Consider the following 17,478-nt stretch of genomic DNA (forward strand, 5'->3'; position numbering starts at 1 on the left):
CGCGTCCACCCGGCCACCCCTGCCGTGGACCACGCCCCATCTCCCGAGGATGCAGCCGCAAGGCTTCTTGACCGACTGTCCGGCACCCGCCGGCTTCTCGTCGCCGTTTCCGGCGGCAGCGATTCCACCGGCCTGCTGATCGCCCTCGATCGCGCCGTGACCTCGCGTCGCCTGCCCCATTCGCTCATCGCAGCCACGGTCGATCATCGGCTGAGACCGGAGAGCACTGCCGAGGCCGAAGCCGTCGCAACCCTTTGCGCATCGCTCGGCGTTCCCCATCGCATTCTCGCCTGGACCGGACCGAAGCCGGAAACGGGAATATCTGCCGCAGCCCGCGACGCGCGTTACCGTCTGCTTTCCCAAGCGGCCGCAGAGGCCGGCACGGATCTTATCGTCACCGGCCACACGCTCGACGACCAGGAGGAGACCGTCGCCATGCGCGCCGCCCGCGCCGCCGGCGACAATCTCGGCCTCGCCGGAATGGCCGAGGCGACGCTTCATGACCGGCGTTTCTGGCTTCTCCGTCCCTTCCTTGAGATCCGGCGGCAGGATATCCGCGATTATCTCCGCCGGCTCGACACCGGCTGGATCGACGATCCGAGCAACGAGGATCGCAAGTACGAACGCGTGCGGGTGCGTCACGATCGCGAGGCCATGGATACGCAGAGCATCCGCTCTGCGGGTACCGGCCGAACCGCACTGTCGCGACAGGCCGCAGCCCTCCTCCAAGCCCATGCGACCGGCTACGCCTCGCTCTCGGTGAGAGTGGCCCCGGAAGCCCTGGACCTTCGGTCGCCCGCTCTCCTTCATGCCCTCTCGACACTTTGCGCCGTCGTCGGCGGCCGGTCCCACCGGCCGGGCCGGGACAGCATGGATCGGCTGGCATCTTTCCTCGCCTCAGGTCGACAGGGTCGCATCACCCTCTCCCGCGCACTCGTCGAACGGCACAGGGACGGCCTGTTCCTCATGCGCGAGAGCCGCGATATTTTGCCGCTGGAGATCCCGCCCGGCGAGTGGGCGGAATGGGACGGACGCTTTCGCATCACCAATCGCGGGCCGGAAACCGCCTTCGTCACAGCCGGCCGAATGACCCCGCCCATGCATGGCCCTCAGTTTCTCCCCGACGGCCTCGTCCGCCATCTGAACCGGACCGGCCCCTCGGCGGCCCTCGGTAAAGCAAGTGTAATGCCCGCGGCTGCACCGGCCGGCTCCGTCGAAATCGAGCCTTCCCTGCCCTTGTTCGATCGCTTTTTACCCGCCTTCGACCTCGATTTGGCCAATGCCATCGCGCGTCTCATGGGACGGAAGGACTATTGCCCTCTCCCGTTTAATCCTTATTGACGGAAAAAGCAGCCAAACCGCCGCTTTGCCTTGGCAAGGCCGCAGTGCAATCCTATGTTAGTCGATAATCCGGCGGGCATTATCCCGCGCATCTTATTCGGGGAGTTCGATGAACCCAAATTTTCGGAACTTTGCGCTATGGGCGATCATAGCCCTCCTGCTGATCGCATTGTTCAGCATGTTTCAGACGACTCCGTCGCAAACCAGTTCGCGCGAAATTCCGTATTCGCAGTTCCTTCGCGAAGTGGATTCCGGCCGTGTCCGTGACGTGACCGTCACAGGCAATCGCGTTCTCGGCACCTATGCCGAAAACGGCACTGCCTTCCAGACTTACGCACCGGTTATCGACGACAACCTGCTCGAGAAGCTGCAGTCGAAGAACGTGATGATCGTCGCCCGTCCCGAGACGGACGGGTCTTCCAGCTTCCTGAGCTATCTCGGCACGCTGCTGCCCATGCTGCTGATCCTCGGTGTCTGGCTCTTCTTCATGCGCCAGATGCAGGGCGGTTCGCGCGGCGCGATGGGCTTCGGCAAGTCCAAGGCGAAGCTTTTGACGGAAGCCCATGGTCGGGTCACCTTCGACGATGTCGCCGGTGTCGACGAAGCCAAGCAGGACCTGGAAGAGATCGTCGAATTCCTGCGCGACCCGCAGAAGTTCCAGCGCCTCGGCGGCAAGATCCCGCGCGGCGTCCTGCTCGTCGGCCCGCCCGGCACCGGTAAGACGCTGCTCGCCCGCTCTGTCGCCGGCGAAGCAAACGTGCCCTTCTTCACCATTTCCGGTTCGGACTTCGTCGAAATGTTCGTCGGTGTCGGCGCAAGCCGCGTCCGTGACATGTTCGAGCAGGCCAAGAAGAATGCGCCCTGCATCATCTTCATCGACGAAATCGACGCCGTCGGCCGCCATCGTGGCGCTGGCCTCGGCGGCGGTAACGACGAACGCGAACAGACGCTGAACCAGTTGCTCGTCGAGATGGACGGCTTCGAAGCGAATGAAGGCATCATCCTGATCGCTGCGACCAACCGCCCCGACGTTCTCGACCCGGCGCTGCTGCGTCCCGGCCGTTTCGACCGTCAGGTCGTCGTGCCGAATCCCGATATCGTCGGTCGCGAGCGTATTTTGAAGGTCCATGCCCGCAACGTGCCGCTGGCACCGAATGTCGACCTCAAGGTTCTTGCCCGCGGCACGCCCGGCTTCTCCGGCGCGGACCTGATGAACCTCGTCAACGAAGCCGCCCTCATGGCCGCCCGCCGCAACAAGCGCGTCGTCACCATGCAGGAATTCGAGGACGCCAAGGACAAGATCATGATGGGCGCGGAACGCCGTTCGTCTGCCATGACCGAGGCAGAGAAGAAGCTCACCGCCTATCACGAGGCCGGCCATGCGATCACCGCGCTCAACGTGCCGGTCGCCGACCCGCTTCACAAGGCGACCATCATCCCGCGCGGCCGCGCGCTCGGCATGGTCATGCAGCTGCCGGAAGGCGACCGCTACTCGATGAGCTACAAGTGGATGGTCTCCCGCCTCGTCATCATGATGGGCGGTCGCGTCGCCGAGGAACTCACCTTCGGCAAGGAGAACATCACCTCGGGTGCATCCTCTGACATCGAGCAGGCGACCAAGCTTGCCCGCGCCATGGTCACCCAGTGGGGCTTCTCCGACGAGCTCGGCCAGGTCGCCTACGGCGAAAACCAGCAGGAAGTCTTCCTCGGCCATTCGGTCTCGCAGACGCGCAACGTCTCGGAATCGACCGCCCAGAAGATCGACAACGAAGTGCGCCGCCTGATCGACGAGGCCTATACCGAGGCCCGCCGTATCATCTCGGAAAAGCACGACGAGTTCGTGGCTCTGGCCGAAGGCCTGCTGGAATACGAAACGCTCTCCGGCGACGAGATCAAGGCGCTGCTGAAGGGCGAAAAGCCCGCCCGCGACCTGGGGGACGACAGCCCGACCAGCCGCGGTTCGGCGGTTCCCTCGACCGGCCCGAAGAAAGATCAGCCGAAGGGCGGCGAGCCCGAAAGCGGTCTGGAACCGCAGCCGCACTGATCCACAGGTTCAGAACAGGATAGAGAGCCACCCCCGGCAACGGCGGGTGGCTTTTTCATAAGCGGTAACGGGATGTAATGGTTTTTTGCGCTAATTTACGTGTCCTGTTGCGGTTTTTGTGGCAAGAGCAGCCCAGTCGATATCGCGCTCGCCGCCTCCGGCGGCGCTTCCGTCGAACAGACGGAAGTAAGCGGCAAACGGAGCATTTCGGGAAACACATGACACGTCGTTATTTTGGCACGGATGGCATTCGCGGACAGTCCAACCAGTTTCCGATGACGCCGGACCTTGCGATGCGGGTCGGCATCGCGGTCGGCACGATCTTCAGGCGGGGCCATCACCGTCACCGCGTGGTAATCGGCAAGGATACCCGCCTCTCCGGTTACATGCTGGAAAATGCTCTGGTCGCCGGCTTCACCGCAGCGGGCCTCGATGTCTTCCTGCTCGGCCCGATCCCGACGCCAGCAGTCGCCATGCTCACCCGCTCGCTGCGCGCCGATATCGGCGTCATGATCTCGGCGTCCCACAATCCCTTCGCCGACAATGGCATCAAGCTTTTCGGACCGGACGGCTACAAGCTCTCCGATGAGATCGAGGCCGAGATCGAAAACCTTCTCGAACAGGACATCTACGGCCAACTCGCACCGGCCCAGGAGATCGGTCGGGCAAAGCGCGTCGAGGGCGACATCTATCGCTACATCGAATTCGTCAAGCGCACCCTGCCCCGCGACGTGACCCTGCACGGCCTGCGCGTCGCCATCGACTGCGCCAATGGCGCAGCCTACAAGGTCGCTCCGCTGGCGCTTTGGGAACTCGGCGCCGAAGTGGTGACGATCGGCAACGAACCGAACGGCACCAATATCAACCTCGACTGCGGCTCGACCCACCCCGCCGCCCTGCAGAAGAAGGTGCATGAGGTACGCGCCGATATCGGCATTGCGCTCGACGGCGACGCCGACCGCGTCATCATCATCGACGAAAACGGCGCGATCGTCGACGGCGACCAGTTGATGGCGGTCATCGCCGACACATGGGCGCAGGACCAGATCCTGAAGGGTGACGGCATCGTCGCCACCGTCATGTCCAATCTCGGGCTCGAACGCTTCCTCTCCGGCAAGGGTCTGTCGCTTGCCCGCACGAAGGTCGGCGACCGCTATGTCGTCGAACACATGCGCCAGCACAATTTCAATGTCGGAGGCGAACAGTCCGGCCATATCGTTCTTTCGGACTTCGGCACGACCGGCGACGGTCTCGTGGCCGCGCTCCAGATTCTGGCCTGCGTCAAGCGCACCGGAAAGACCGTCAGCGAAATCTGCCACCGCTTCGATCCGGTGCCGCAGCTCCTGCGCAACGTCCGCTATTCCGGCGGCAAGCCGCTGGAGGATGCGTCCGTCAAGCAGGCGATTGCCGATGCCGAGAGCGAACTGGCCAGGAACGGCCGCCTCGTCATCCGCCCCTCCGGCACCGAGCCCCTGATCCGCGTCATGGTCGAAGGCGACGACCGCAGTCAGATCGAGCGCATCGTTAACGACCTCGTCGACGTTATCGCCAGCGTACGCAGCGAGGCGGCCTGAGACGCGGCAATACTCCGCGCCGCACAGTTGTATTTCCATGGGCTTGCCGCTACTTTCTAACAGAAAGGCGAAGCTTATGACCCAAGAAACCGTTGATCTCAGTTTTCTGGCAAAGCTCAACCAGAAAAACAACGAGGAACTGAAAGTGCTTCGCAAGGAAATTGCGGAGATAAGAACTCTTTCCTTGCAGACATATGAATATATGAAGCGGGTCGAACGACGTCAGAGCGAGCTTCGCGACGATCTCGAGATTGCCATCAAGATGGAAATTGGCGGCGGGCTTACACACCTTCAAGCAGTTCTTGAGAACACTTTATCCAGAATCGAAGGCAAGGTCGATGAGGCAATGGATCGGGTAACAGCCATCGAGCGGCGCCCGTGAAGCGCGATCGAAGAAGCTAAGACAAAAAAGGCCCGGCCGCCATTGGCGCCGGGCCTTCATTTTGAAACGTATACCGACGTCAGGCCGAAAGCTTGGCCATGATCTCGTCGGAAACTTCGAAGTTCGAATAGACGTTCTGCACGTCGTCATCGTCTTCCAGTGTGTCGATGAGCTTCATCAGCGACTGGGCCTTTTCCTCATCGACCGGAACGGTGTTCTGAGGCTTCCAGATCGCCTTGATGGATTCGGCTTCGCCGAGGGCTGCTTCCAGCGCCTTCGAGACTTCGTTGATGTCCTCGAAGCCGCAATAGATCGTGTGGCCGTCCTCGTCGGTGACGACGTCTTCGGCGCCGGCCTCGATCGCCGCTTCCATCACCTTGTCCGCATCACCGACGGAAAGCTTGTAGGTGATTTCGCCGACACGGTCGAAGGAGAAGGAAACCGAACCGGTTTCCCCGAGGGCGCCGCCAGCCTTCGAGAAGGTCGAGCGCACGGAGGAGGCGGTGCGGTTGCGGTTGTCGGTCAGCGCCTCGACGATGACGGCGACGCCGCCCGGACCGTAGCCTTCGTAGCGGACTTCTTCGTAGTTCTCGCTGTCTGCTCCGGATGCCTTCTTGATGGCGCGCTCGATGTTGTCCTTCGGCATCGACTGCGCCTTGGCGTTCTGAACGGCAAGACGAAGACGCGCATTCATGTTCACGTCGGGAAGGCCGGTCTTGGCCGCGACCGTGATTTCACGCGCGAGCTTGGAGAACATTTTCGACCGCACGGCATCCTGACGGCCCTTGCGGTGCATGATGTTTTTAAACTGTGAATGGCCAGCCATGGCACCCCTGATCAGGTCTAAATATTGGGAATGGGCGCCTTATACGGATGAAAACCTCCGCGTTCAAGGGGAAGGAGGGGAAAACGGAAGTCCGTACGGGTCCGGCACGGCCCCGCGCAAAGGCGTCACATCCCCTGCATCACCAGGATCAGCGGCTTGCGCGGCAGGGTGCGCATCGAAACCGTAACGCCCCGGCTTTCGGAGATCTTCACGTCGAAGCTCTGGTCGAACATGGCGATGAAATCGCGAACGGGAGGGCCGGTGCGATGCATCGGCAGGATCAACGCCGAGCGCAGTCGCTTGATCGTGCGGCTCATGCTGTCGGCCCCCATGGTGAGCCCCCCGTCGACAGGCACCATCACGATGTCGAGTCGACCGATCTCGGCGTAATGCCCATCCGTCAGTTCATGATGCAGATGGCCGAGATGCCCGATGCAAAGCCCGGCCACTTCGAAGATGAAGATCGAATTGCCGTTGCGCTCGAAATCGCCGCCCCAGGTACGAATATCGGTCGAAACATTGCGGATATAAGCGTCGCCGACGACCAGCCGGTGCTCGATCTTCTCGCCCGGCTTTTCGTCGTTCCAGCCATGCAGCACATTGACGATCGCCGGATCCGGGGAAAGCGTGTAGTGGCTGGAATGCGCCTTGTTCATGGTCACGACATCGGGAACCCTGGGCATCCGAAGCCAGCCGTTGAAGTCGGTGGCGATGGAGATTCCGCCCGGCGTATCGATCTGAAAGGTCGAATGGCCGAGAAAGGTGATCGTCACGTTCTCCGGAAGCGCCGCGAACTGCCGAGAAACAATGTCCTCGGATGGCTTGTAAGCAGCGAAGCTCGCCGACGGCAATGTCTCCGCGATCAACTGGCACTGGCTCGCCGGCGGACGGCTGTCCTGGGCGCCAGCGCCAGCGCCAGCGGCGGCAAACATCAGGGAAATGAACGCCATCGCAAGTCGCAGCAGCATCGCGCAGGCCCCGCTCATCGATCCGAGACCTCAGGATGCGACAGGCGGCATGTCAGGTAAAGCGCCCTGCAGGGCAGACACCGTCACATTAGCGTGAGAGCAAGGCAAAATCCGGCCGAAGTGGCGTTACTCTAAACCCAGAAATCCGGAATACTCTCCGCCAGCCGCGGCCCGATCCGGAGCGGTGCGATCTTCTCGGCAAGACCGGTACTGTCGGAGATTTCGACGCCGACGCCGCAGATCGTGGCGGGGCCGTGGGCAGCCTCGAAACGGCCCTTCGGCATCTTGGAGATGAAGCGGTTGAGCGGTTCTTCCTTCTCCATGCCGAGCGAGGAATCGTAATCGCCGCACATGCCGGCATCCGACATATAGGCCGTGCCGCCGTTGAGGATCTGGTGGTCGGCGGTCGGCACATGGGTATGCGTGCCGACGACGAAACTCGCGCGGCCGTCGACGAAGTGGCCGAAACACTGCTTCTCGCTGGTTGCCTCGGCGTGGAAGTCGAAGACGATCGCATCCGCCTGTTCCTTCAGCGGGCAAGCGGTCAGGATGGCCTCCGCCGACTTGAAGGGATCGTCGAGTTCGGGATGCATGAAGACCCGGCCCATGATGTTGGCGACGAGCACACGGGCGCCGTTGCGCGCGTAATAGATGCCGGAGCCACGGCCGGGGGTTCCGGCGGGATAGTTGGCCGGCCTGAGGAATTGGTCGTGGCGCTCGCAGAACACCACGGCCTCCTTCTGGTCCCAGACATGGTTGCCGGTCGTCACGACGTCGGCGCCGGCATTGATCGTTTCGAGATAGATGTCCTCGGTAATGCCGAAACCGCCAGCCGCGTTCTCGCCGTTGACGATGACGAAATCGAGCTTGAGGTCGGAGATCAGGCCGGGCAGCCGCTCCCATACCGCCGTGCGTCCCGTCTTGCCCACCATGTCCCCGAGAAAAAGCAGCCTCATTCGCCCTGTCCAGTCTCCGTCAGAATTGCCTGTAGCCGCTTTCCGTCAGAACAGCCTCCAGCTGGACGTCATGCGGTTCAAAGGGCACTTCTGCCACCTCCTGACAGTCGAATGCAATGCCGATCAGCCTGGGGTGGCGGCCTTTTTCTCTCAGCCGGGCGATGGCGCGGTCGTAATGGCCGGCGCCGTAGCCGATCCGATGGCCGCGACCGTCGAAGGCCGAAAGCGGGACAAGCATGATTTCCGGATCGAGGACAGCGGCATCCGGACCCGGGCCGCGGGTGCCGAAACCGGTATCGACAAGTTCAGCGCCTGTCACCAGCTCGCGGAAAACGATGGTTTCCCGGTCCTGGATGATCGGCAGGCAGAGCCGCGCACCGCGGGCTTTCAGATGCGCCATCAGCGGTCGGATATCGGCCTCCGAACGGATCGGGAAAAAACCGGAAACGATCGTCCCCGGCGAAAATGCCAGGCGATCGCCGCCGTGGTCGGCCATCGCAAGGCTGAATTCCGTCCTGACATCGGCGGGAATAGCATCCCGGGCTGCCAGCCGTTCACGGCGAATGATCGCCTTCCGTTCCCTGTTGCTCATATCGCGATTGTATCCTTCGGGGCGAGCGGACCATATCCGAGATCGTTTTTTTTGCAATCGCCGGACGGCCTCGGCGTCCATCGGCACCCCCAAAGCGCTTTTGATCCGGATTTCTCGGGTTTTTCAAAGAATGAATTAACACTCGTCAATTATGATGGCGGCAATTCAACAAGGGATCTTTCATGAAGATTTTCTCACGTTACGGCATCGTCAAGACCGTCACCGCGGCGACCGTTCTCGTTCTGATGACTTCGCTCGCGGCAGTGTCTTGGGTCATCTCGGAAAGCATCGCCGCCCGCATCGCCGAACAGGCGGTGGCGAGCCAGAACGCCAGTCTGAGGACGGCGGCAACCATCGTCGAACGCGACCTTCCGGGCACCACGGTTACATGGAGCAAGGACGGCAACGTCCAGCGCATCGTAACCACTGCGATCCCTGCGGAATTCTCTTCTCACGATATGATCGACACCATTGGCCGCATGACCGGCCAGACGGCCACGATTTTCGCCTGGGACCCGGCCAGCAAGGATTTCTGGCGTAGGACGACGAACATCATCAAGCCCGATGGCAAGCGCGCCGTGGGCACCGCGCTCGGACAGACGGGCGCTGTCTATCCCGTCGTCACGAAGGGCGAAACCTATCGCGGCGAGGCCGTCATCCTGGATGTGCCCTATTACACCATCTATCAGCCGATCTTCACCCCCACCGGTGAGGTCACCGGCATCCTCTATGCCGGTGTCCGCGCCGCCGAAATCGACAGCATGGCGCAGCAGATGGCATGGGCAATCGGCGCGACCGCTCTCGTGACCCTGTTGCTCGGAACCCTTGTCACCGCCTTCATCGCCCGCCGGATCATCGGCCCGCTGCCCCGGCTGACAGCGGTCGCCGACGAAATGGCCGCCGGCCATCTGGATGTCGTCGTACCCCATCGCGATCTCGGCAACGAGATCGGTGCCTTGGCGCAAGCCCTCGACGTCTTCCGCGAAAGCGCGCAGCAGAAGATCGAACTGGAGCGGCAGGCCGCGGAGAACATCGCCCTTGGTGAACAGGAGCGCCTCGAACGCGAAGCCCTCGAAGCCCAGAAAGCGCGAAACACGCAAATCGCGGTCGATGCATTGGCGACCGGTCTGCGCCGCCTCAGCGAAGGAGACCTTACCATTCGCCTCGAACAGAGCTTCGAAGGCGAACTCGACCGGCTGCGCACGGACTTCAACCATTCCGTCGACAAGCTGAACGGCACGCTTTCGCAGCTTCGCAACGAGACGCTCGGCATCGAGGCAAGTTCGTCGGAAATGCGCGCGGCGAGCCTCGATCTTTCAAAGCGCACGGAACAGCAGGCTGCGTCGCTGGAAGAGGCCTCCGCCGCACTCGAGGAGATCACCTCCACCGTTCGCGGCTCCTCCGCCAAGGCCGACGAGGCCTCCACCCTTGCCATGGCCGCCCGCAAAAGCACTGAGGGTTCGAGCAAGGTCGTCTCGGACGCCGTGGAAGCGATGAACCGGATCGAGAACGCATCGAGCGAGATTTCCAAGATTATCAACGTGATCGACGAGATCGCCTTCCAGACCAACCTTCTGGCGCTCAACGCCGGTGTCGAGGCCGCCCGCGCAGGCGAGGCCGGCAAGGGCTTTGCCGTCGTCGCCCAGGAAGTGCGCGAACTCGCCCAACGCTCCGCCAACGCTGCCAAGGACATCAAGGCGCTCATCACCAAGTCGGGCGAGGAAGTCGGCGGCGGTGTCTCGCTGGTACGTGAAACCGGCAAGGCGCTGCGAGAGATCGCCGGTCAGGTCGCCGCCATCAACGATCACATCCATTCGATCGCCACCGCCGCGCGCGAACAGGCGACCGCCCTGCACGAGATCAGCGCCTCGGTGAACCATATGGACCAGTTCACCCAGAAGAATGCCGCGATGGTCGAGGAAACGACGGCGGTGACGCACCGTCTCGCCGACAGCACCTCGACGCTTTCGGGCCTTGTCGCCCAGTTCCGCACATCGGAAACCGACCCGGTCACGGCCCCCGTCCGTCGTGCCGAACCGGCATCGGCTCCGGCCGCCGCAACCGCACGCATCGCTCCGCGCGCCGCCGCCCCGGCCTCACGGGCGGTCTCCTCCCCGGCCCGGGCCATGGCCGGCCAGCTCGCCAGGGCATTTCCCGCAACCGGGACGACGGCGGCGGCGGCTGCCGATTGGGAAGAGTTCTGACCTGACCTCCGACCCCGCCGCCCCCATGAGGCGAGGCGGTCCATATTAGAATAAACGGCGCCGGTGCAGCCACAAGCTGCACCGGCGCCGTTTTTGCGATCATCTGCACACCTCTTCCATTTCGGGATGCGCGCGCCGCCATTTCCGCTAACATGCGGAACTGAACGCTCGACTCGCTATGAGGTGTACATGTTCCTGCTGTCGCACATGTTGACGTCATTCATCCGCAAGGGCCAACTCACCGTGATCGACGCCGAGGGCAAGCGCCACGTATTCGGCGGAATGGAACCCGGCCCGCAGGTCACCATGCGGCTGACCGATCCCAAACTCTATCGCAGTCTGGTCTTCAAGGCCGAACTGGTGGCCGGCGAGGCCTATATGGACGGCACCATGCGCTTCGAGGAAGGCTCGACGCTGCGTGATTTCCTCATGCTGTTTTCGATAAACCGGCTGTCGCTCGGCAAGTACCCGATCCAGAAGGTGCTGCGGGCGCTCAAGATGCGCTTCCGCAAGCGTCTGCAATCCAACAAGAAGGGCGAGGCCCAGCGCAACGTCGCCCACCACTACGATCTCGGCAACGATTTCTACAAACTCTTCCTCGATGAAAACATGCTCTATTCCTGCGCTTATTTCCGCGAGGAAAGCGAGACGCTGGAACAGGCACAGCGCAACAAGCTGAGACTGCTTGCCGCCAAGCTGGACCTGAAGCCGGGACTGAAGGTGCTCGATATCGGATGCGGCTGGGGTGACCTCGCCCTTTACATGGCACGGCTCGAAAACGTCGAGGTCGTCGGCGTCACGCTTTCGAAGGAACAGCATGCGCTGGCAACGCAAAGAGCGGCCGAAGCCGGGCTTTCGGATCGCGTCCGCTTCGAACTGAAGGATTACCGCGACGTCACCGAAACCTTCGACCGCGTGGTTTCGGTTGGCATGTTCGAACATGTCGGCGTCCAGCACTACGACGAATTCTTCAAGCAGTTGAACGCGCTGATGCCCGATGACGGGCTGGCGGTCATCCACTCCATCGGCCATATGAGCCCGCCCGGCATGACCAGTCCGTGGATACGCAAGTACATCTTTCCCGGCGGTTACTCGCCCGCCCTTTCCGAAGTGCTCGCCGTTACCGAGCAGAACAGCCTCTGGGTCACCGACATCGAGGTCTTGCGCCTGCACTATGCCATGACGCTCGCCCATTGGGGCCAGCGTTTCGAGGCCAACCGCGACAAGGTCGTCGCCATGTATGACGAACGCTTCGCCCGGATGTGGGAATTCTACCTCGTCAGTGCGGAGATGACCTTCCGCGCCGGAAGCCAGATGGTCTTCCATCTCCAGCTTTCCCGCAAGCGCGACGGAGCCCCGATCGTGCGCGATTACGTCACAGACCGTCAGCGCGCCTATATCGAGAAGGAAAAGGAACTCGGCCTGAGCATCTGAACGGGCCGTTGCCTGAACTGCGGCGACATATTAACGTCCCGCCTCAAAGAGCCTTTCCGGGACGACAAAATGACCACCGACACCATACTATGGTTCATCCCCGCTTGCTTCGCGCTCAACATGGCGTTCGGCCCCAACAACCTTCTGGCGCTGACCAACGCCATGCGCGTCGGCATTCCTGCAGCGCTTCTCGCCTCGCTCGGTCGCATCCTCGCCTTCGCCATCATGATCGCCATCACCGCGCTCGGCCTCGGCGCATTGCTCATCGCGTCCGAAATCGCCTTCTCGGCGGTCAAGTGGGCGGGGGCTGCCTATCTGGTCTGGCTCGGCATCAAGCTTCTGCGCGCCGGTGCGCCGAAAATCGGCGGCCTCGACGCGGCACGGCCGGTTCGAACGACCGCAAGCCTTGCCAAGCAGGAGTTCTGGGTGGCGATCGGCAATCCCAAGGCAATCCTGATCTTCACCGCCTTCTTTCCGCAGTTCCTCGACCGCGGCGACTATGCAACGAGCTTCGCCGTACTTGGCGCGATCTTCCTTCTGCTGGAAATGGCGGCAATCGCCGTCTACGCCTTTATCGGCAGCCATCTCGGCCGCTTCGCCGGCAATTCCAGCGTCTTTGCCTGGATGAACAAGGCCAGCGGCGGCCTGATGATCGCCTTCGGCGCCATGCTGGCTCTCGCCCGCCGGCCCGCGGCATGATCTGAAGAAAAAGGAAAGTGCGATCCACGGCAACCGATGGATGATTACGATCCTGGGAGCCTACAAAGTAGGTGGGCGCCGTATGACCAAGCCCACGGACCTGGTCAGGGACAGCTCCCTTAGGATCGGGTATGGCCCCAGGGATTGTGTGTTCCTGTCGAGAGGCGCAGACCGCAGCCGCAATATAGGATGAAACCCCGACCTCCGCCAGAGGCGGCGGAACCGTTCCGCGGAAATTTTGAAGATCGCGGGTCAGGCTTCCGCCGAGGGTCGCGCAGTCAGCTTCCGGGTAATCCCGTTCAGCCGGTCGGTGAGTTCGCCGATCGCCTGGGTGAGCATTTCCTCGCGCTCTCGTGCGCCATTGACAGCCGAATCCTGGCCCGCGCGGAAGGAAGCGACTTCGCCCTCCAGCGCCGCCAGACGGCGATTGAGCTCCGACAGTTCGTCCATCACCATGATGCCCGCCATGACGGTCAGGCGCAGATCGCCGATCTCGCCGAACTGGGACTTCAGATGGCCGACATAACGGTCGAACTGGTTGGCAAGATCGGTCAGATGCCCCTCCTGCCCCTCGTCGCAGGCCATGCGATAGGCTTTGCCGTCGATCGTTACCGTCACCTGTGCCATCGAACTTCCCAACTGGCGCCACGGCGCCGGGTTTGCATTTCCATCAACGCCCGAGCCGGTCTCAGCGATCCAGAACCGCCCTGATCGTTTCCATCGCCGTCACCAGCCGGCGCGAAACCTCACGGTTCACCTCTTCCAGCCGGTTGGCCCGGAATTCGGACTGGTCCAGCTCCTGGGCGAGCCGCGCACGATCGGCATGCACGCGCTTGACCTCGTTCTCGACCTCGCTGTGCTCCCGCTGTGCCTCGATCCGCATGTCTATGGCGTTCTCGAGGCCGGTTATCGCCTGGCGAAGGGCGATCAGCGCTGTGTCGAACGAACTTTCCGTCGGCATTTCCTAGGCCCCTGCTTTCCAGAAAAAGTGACTCGAATCGCCCTCGAAGACATGATGAATTGAAGGCGGACAGTATGCGGCGGTATTGTCGCCCGTCAATAAACAGCCCCCGTCCCCGGACGGCCTATCTTGTGGACGAAGCCTCCATCCTTTCCGGGAATGGAACGACACTGTGCAGCGCATAGAAAAGAGGCAGAAACGTGATTTTTGACACCATAAACGCCAGAATACAGGGCATTTGTTGACTTGCGCGATTCACCTGCTAAGGATCAGCCGCTTTCAAACGACCGCGTGGACACGCGCGCCGTCTCCCACGACCCGGAACAAGCGGAATAGCCATGATTTCTCCCGATAAACATAACCGGATGGCGAATGCGATCCGATTCCTTGCCATGGACGCAGTGGAAAAGGCCAATTCGGGACATCCCGGCATGCCCATGGGATGCGCCGATGTCGCGACTGTGCTCTTCACCCGCTTCCTGAGCTTCGACCCCAAGAACCCGCTCTGGCCCGACCGCGACCGTTTCGTTCTGTCGGCAGGCCACGGCTCCATGCTCCTCTACTCGCTGCTCTATCTCACGGGCTACGAGGACATGACCATAGAGGACATCAAGCAGTTCCGGCAGATGGGGGCAAAGACCGCCGGCCATCCGGAATACGGCCATGCCTCCGGCATCGAAACCACCACCGGTCCGCTCGGCCAGGGTATCGCCAACGCCGTCGGCATGGCGATCGCTGAAAAGAAGCTGTCCGTCGAATTCGGCTCCGACCTGCAGAACCACTATACCTACGCATTGGTTGGCGACGGTTGCCTGATGGAAGGCATCAGCCAGGAAGCGATTTCGCTTGCCGGCCACCTGAAGCTCAACAAGCTGATCGTGCTGTGGGACAATAACGGCATTTCGATCGATGGCGCGATTTCGCTCGCCGATTCGACCGACCAGCATGCCCGCTTCCGTGCGTCAGGCTGGAACACGCTCGCCGTCGACGGCCACAATCCGGAAGAGATCGCAGCGGCTCTGGAAACTGCCCGCAAGTCCGACAAGCCGACCATGATCGCCTGCAAGACGGTGATCGGCTTCGGCGCCCCGAACAAGGCCGGCACCCACAAGGTTCACGGTTCGCCGCTCGGTGCCGACGAAATCGCCGCGGCCCGCAAGGCGCTCGGCTGGGAGGAAGAGGCCTTTGTCGTGCCGGCCGACGTGCTCGATGCATGGCGTCTCGCCGGCCTGCGCTCCACCAAGACCCGCAAGGATTGGGAGGAGCGCCTGGCGCATGCGGACCCGGAGAAGCGGGCCGAATTCACCCGCCGCTTTGCCGGCGATCTTCCGGGCAGCTTCGACGGCGCCATCGACGCCTACAAGAGGAAGCTTGCTGAATCGAAGCCGACCGTCGCGACCCGCAAGGCATCCGAGGACGCTCTCGAAGTCATCAACGGCGTCCTGACCGAAACCCTCGGCGGTTCGGCGGACCTGACCGGCTCGAACAACACCAAGACCAGCCAGACCAAGTCGATCACGCCCGACGACTTCTCCGGCCGCTACATCCACTACGGCATCCGCGAGCACGGCATGGCTGCCGCCATGAACGGTATCGCGCTGCATGGCGGCCTGATCCCCTACTCCGGCGGCTTCCTGATCTTCTCGGACTATTGCCGTCCCTCGATCCGCCTTGCCGCGCTGATGGGCATCCGCGTCATCCACGTGCTGACGCATGATTCCATCGGTCTCGGCGAAGACGGCCCGACCCATCAGCCGGTCGAACAGATGGCGGCGCTACGCGCCATCCCGAATCTCCTGATGTTCCGTCCGGCCGACGCCACGGAAACGGCGGAATGCTGGCAGGTTGCGCTCGAGAACAAGCACCGTCCGTCCGGTCTGGCCCTGACCCGTCAGAACCTCGTCGCCGCCCGCACCGAATACGAAGAGAAGAACCTCAGCGCCTATGGCGCCTACGAGCTGGTTTCCGCCAGCGACGCCAAGGTCTCGATCTTCGCCTCCGGTTCGGAAGTCGAGATCGCGCTGAAGGCGCAATCCATGCTCGCCGGAAAGGGCATCGCCGCCCGCGTCGTTTCGGTTCCGTGCTTCGAACTGTTCTTCGAACAGCCGCAGGCCTACCGGGATGCGATCATCGGCAAGGCGCCCGTCAAGATCGGCGTGGAAGCCGCCGTGCGCCAGGGCTGGGACAGCATCATCGGCTCCGACGGCATCTTCATCGGCATGAAATCCTTCGGCGCATCCGGGCCTTACAAGGAACTCTACAAGCATTTCGGCATCACCCCGGAAGCGGTGGTTGCCGCAGCCGAGGCCAAGCTCGCCTAAAGTCCCAATTGACGAAGGGCGTCTGCGGGCGCCCTTACGCATCATAATCCGAAGCTCTGTTTTAAAGCGGGAGTGCAAGCAATGACTGTGAAAGTTGCCATCAACGGTTTCGGCCGTATCGGGCGTAACGTACTGCGCGCCGTCGTCGAGTCGGGTCGCACCGACATCGAGGTCGTGGCCATCAACGACCTGGGTCCGGTCGAAACCAACGCCCACCTGCTGCGTTACGATTCGATCCATGGCCGCTTCCCGGCCGAGGTGAAGGTCGAAGGCGACTCGATCGTTGTGAACGGCGGCAAGCCGATCAAGGTCACCGCCATCAAGGACCCGGCAACCCTTCCCCACAAGGACATGGGCGTCGACATCGCCTTTGAATGCACGGGCATCTTCACCGCTCGCGACAAGGCCGCGGCACACCTGACCGCCGGCGCGAAGCGCGTCATCGTTTCCGCTCCCTCCGATGGAGCCGACCTGACCGTCGTTTACGGCGTCAACCACGACAAGCTGACCAAGGACCACCTGGTCATCTCCAACGCTTCGTGCACCACCAACTGCCTCGTTCCGGTGGTCAAGGTGCTGAACGACCTCATCGGCGTCGATCACGGCTTCATGACCACGATCCACTCCTACACCAACGACCAGCCGTCGCTCGACCAGATGCACAAGGATCTGTACCGTGCCCGCGCTGCCGCTCTCTCCATGATCCCGACCTCGACGGGTGCCGCCAAGGCCGTCGGCCTCGTGCTGCCGGAACTGAAGGGTAAGCTCGACGGTTCCTCGATCCGCGTTCCGACCCCGAACGTTTCGGTCGTCGACCTGAAGTTCGTTGCCAAGCGCAACACGACCAAGGAAGAGGTCAACGAAGCGATCAAGGCCGCGGCCAACGGCCCGCTCAAGGGCGTTCTCGGCTACACCGAAGAGCCGCTCGTCTCCCGCGACTTCAACCATGATTCGCATTCTTCGATCTTCGCGATCGACCAGACCAAGGTCATGGAAGGCAATTTCGTCCGCATCCTGACCTGGTACGATAACGAGTGGGGCTTCTCCAACCGCATGCTGGATACCGCAGCCGCCTTCGCCAAACTCATCTGAGCCTGACGATTTCGGATCGCATAACGAAAAGGGCGGATCGGATCACCGGTCCGCCTTTATATTTTTCATATTTCGCCCTACTCT

The 17,478-nt window shown here is 62.2% G+C and carries 15 protein-coding genes and 1 other RNA gene; 9 read left to right on the plus strand and 7 right to left on the minus strand.

What is annotated here, in order from left to right; translation table 11 throughout:
- Nucleotides 1-24 precede the first annotated feature (24 nt).
- From tilS to ACLBKR_RS13030, 4 genes are all read left to right on the plus strand, one after another.
- Complete coding sequence (gene tilS / locus ACLBKR_RS13015; RefSeq protein ID WP_414899411.1) at nt 25-1,341, plus strand: tRNA lysidine(34) synthetase TilS; 1,317 nt, start codon at nt 25-27, stop codon at nt 1,339-1,341.
- 109 nt (nt 1,342-1,450) lie between these two features.
- Nucleotides 1,451-3,385: an ATP-dependent zinc metalloprotease FtsH gene (ftsH, locus tag ACLBKR_RS13020; RefSeq protein ID WP_112828655.1), complete on the plus strand. Its 1,935-nt coding sequence runs from the start codon at nt 1,451-1,453 to the stop codon at nt 3,383-3,385.
- 218 nt (nt 3,386-3,603) lie between these two features.
- On the plus strand, nt 3,604-4,959 hold the full coding sequence (gene glmM, locus ACLBKR_RS13025; protein ID WP_414899412.1) for a phosphoglucosamine mutase: 1,356 nt from the start codon (nt 3,604-3,606) through the stop codon (nt 4,957-4,959).
- A 76-nt stretch (nt 4,960-5,035) separates the two neighbouring features.
- Nucleotides 5,036-5,341: a hypothetical protein gene (locus ACLBKR_RS13030; protein WP_112828657.1), complete on the plus strand. Its 306-nt coding sequence runs from the start codon at nt 5,036-5,038 to the stop codon at nt 5,339-5,341.
- Nucleotides 5,342-5,420: 79 nt separating this feature from the next.
- Here the strand turns inward: ACLBKR_RS13030 and ACLBKR_RS13035 are convergent, their stop codons facing one another.
- The 4 genes from ACLBKR_RS13035 to ACLBKR_RS13050 form a co-directional block, all read right to left on the minus strand.
- Nucleotides 5,421-6,167 carry a YebC/PmpR family DNA-binding transcriptional regulator gene (locus tag ACLBKR_RS13035; RefSeq protein WP_112828658.1) on the minus strand — a complete coding sequence of 249 codons (747 nt, stop codon included), beginning with the start codon at nt 6,165-6,167 and terminating at the stop codon, nt 5,421-5,423.
- A 125-nt stretch (nt 6,168-6,292) separates the two neighbouring features.
- Nucleotides 6,293-7,135, minus strand: coding sequence for an MBL fold metallo-hydrolase (locus ACLBKR_RS13040; protein WP_113447823.1), 843 nt, complete (start codon nt 7,133-7,135; stop codon nt 6,293-6,295).
- 131 nt (nt 7,136-7,266) lie between these two features.
- Entirely contained in the window at nt 7,267-8,091 is an 825-nt protein-coding gene (locus ACLBKR_RS13045) for a TIGR00282 family metallophosphoesterase (protein WP_113447615.1), read from the minus strand.
- A 19-nt stretch (nt 8,092-8,110) separates the two neighbouring features.
- On the minus strand, nt 8,111-8,683 hold the full coding sequence (locus ACLBKR_RS13050) for a 5-formyltetrahydrofolate cyclo-ligase (protein WP_112828660.1): 573 nt from the start codon (nt 8,681-8,683) through the stop codon (nt 8,111-8,113).
- A 182-nt stretch (nt 8,684-8,865) separates the two neighbouring features.
- Between ACLBKR_RS13050 and ACLBKR_RS13055 the strand changes: the two genes are divergently transcribed.
- The 3 genes from ACLBKR_RS13055 to ACLBKR_RS13065 all read left to right on the plus strand — a co-directional run bounded on the left by ACLBKR_RS13055 (nt 8,866) and on the right by ACLBKR_RS13065 (nt 13,020).
- Nucleotides 8,866-10,887 carry a methyl-accepting chemotaxis protein gene (locus tag ACLBKR_RS13055; protein WP_112828661.1) on the plus strand — a complete coding sequence of 674 codons (2,022 nt, stop codon included), beginning with the start codon at nt 8,866-8,868 and terminating at the stop codon, nt 10,885-10,887.
- A 189-nt stretch (nt 10,888-11,076) separates the two neighbouring features.
- Nucleotides 11,077-12,321: an SAM-dependent methyltransferase gene (locus ACLBKR_RS13060; RefSeq protein ID WP_112828662.1), complete on the plus strand. Its 1,245-nt coding sequence runs from the start codon at nt 11,077-11,079 to the stop codon at nt 12,319-12,321.
- A 69-nt stretch (nt 12,322-12,390) separates the two neighbouring features.
- Entirely contained in the window at nt 12,391-13,020 is a 630-nt protein-coding gene (locus tag ACLBKR_RS13065; RefSeq protein WP_112828663.1) for a LysE family translocator, read from the plus strand.
- 17 nt (nt 13,021-13,037) lie between these two features.
- On the opposite strand, the gene ssrS is transcribed toward ACLBKR_RS13065, so the two are convergent.
- The 3 genes from ssrS to ACLBKR_RS13080 all read right to left on the minus strand — a co-directional run bounded on the left by ssrS (nt 13,038) and on the right by ACLBKR_RS13080 (nt 13,981).
- Nucleotides 13,038-13,196: non-coding RNA, 6S RNA (gene ssrS / locus ACLBKR_RS13070), on the minus strand.
- A 76-nt stretch (nt 13,197-13,272) separates the two neighbouring features.
- A complete protein-coding gene (locus ACLBKR_RS13075) occupies nt 13,273-13,647 on the minus strand; it encodes a cell division protein ZapA (RefSeq protein WP_112828664.1) in 375 nt (124 codons plus the stop codon).
- A gap of 61 nt (nt 13,648-13,708) precedes the next feature.
- Nucleotides 13,709-13,981 (minus strand): DUF4164 domain-containing protein, encoded by a 273-nt coding sequence (locus tag ACLBKR_RS13080; RefSeq protein ID WP_112828665.1) that lies wholly within the window; start codon nt 13,979-13,981, stop codon nt 13,709-13,711.
- Between the two features lie 338 nt (nt 13,982-14,319).
- Here ACLBKR_RS13080 and tkt point away from each other — a divergent pair, with 338 nt between their 5' ends.
- Both tkt and gap read left to right on the plus strand, forming a co-directional pair.
- Nucleotides 14,320-16,302, plus strand: coding sequence for a transketolase (gene tkt / locus ACLBKR_RS13085; protein ID WP_113487463.1), 1,983 nt, complete (start codon nt 14,320-14,322; stop codon nt 16,300-16,302).
- Nucleotides 16,303-16,383: 81 nt separating this feature from the next.
- Entirely contained in the window at nt 16,384-17,394 is a 1,011-nt protein-coding gene (gene gap, locus ACLBKR_RS13090) for a type I glyceraldehyde-3-phosphate dehydrogenase (RefSeq protein ID WP_112828667.1), read from the plus strand.
- Nucleotides 17,395-17,478 lie beyond the last annotated feature (84 nt).

This window comes from Paenirhizobium cremeum, from assembly GCF_047553425.1.
GTDB lineage: Bacteria > Pseudomonadota > Alphaproteobacteria > Rhizobiales > Rhizobiaceae > Allorhizobium > Allorhizobium cremeum.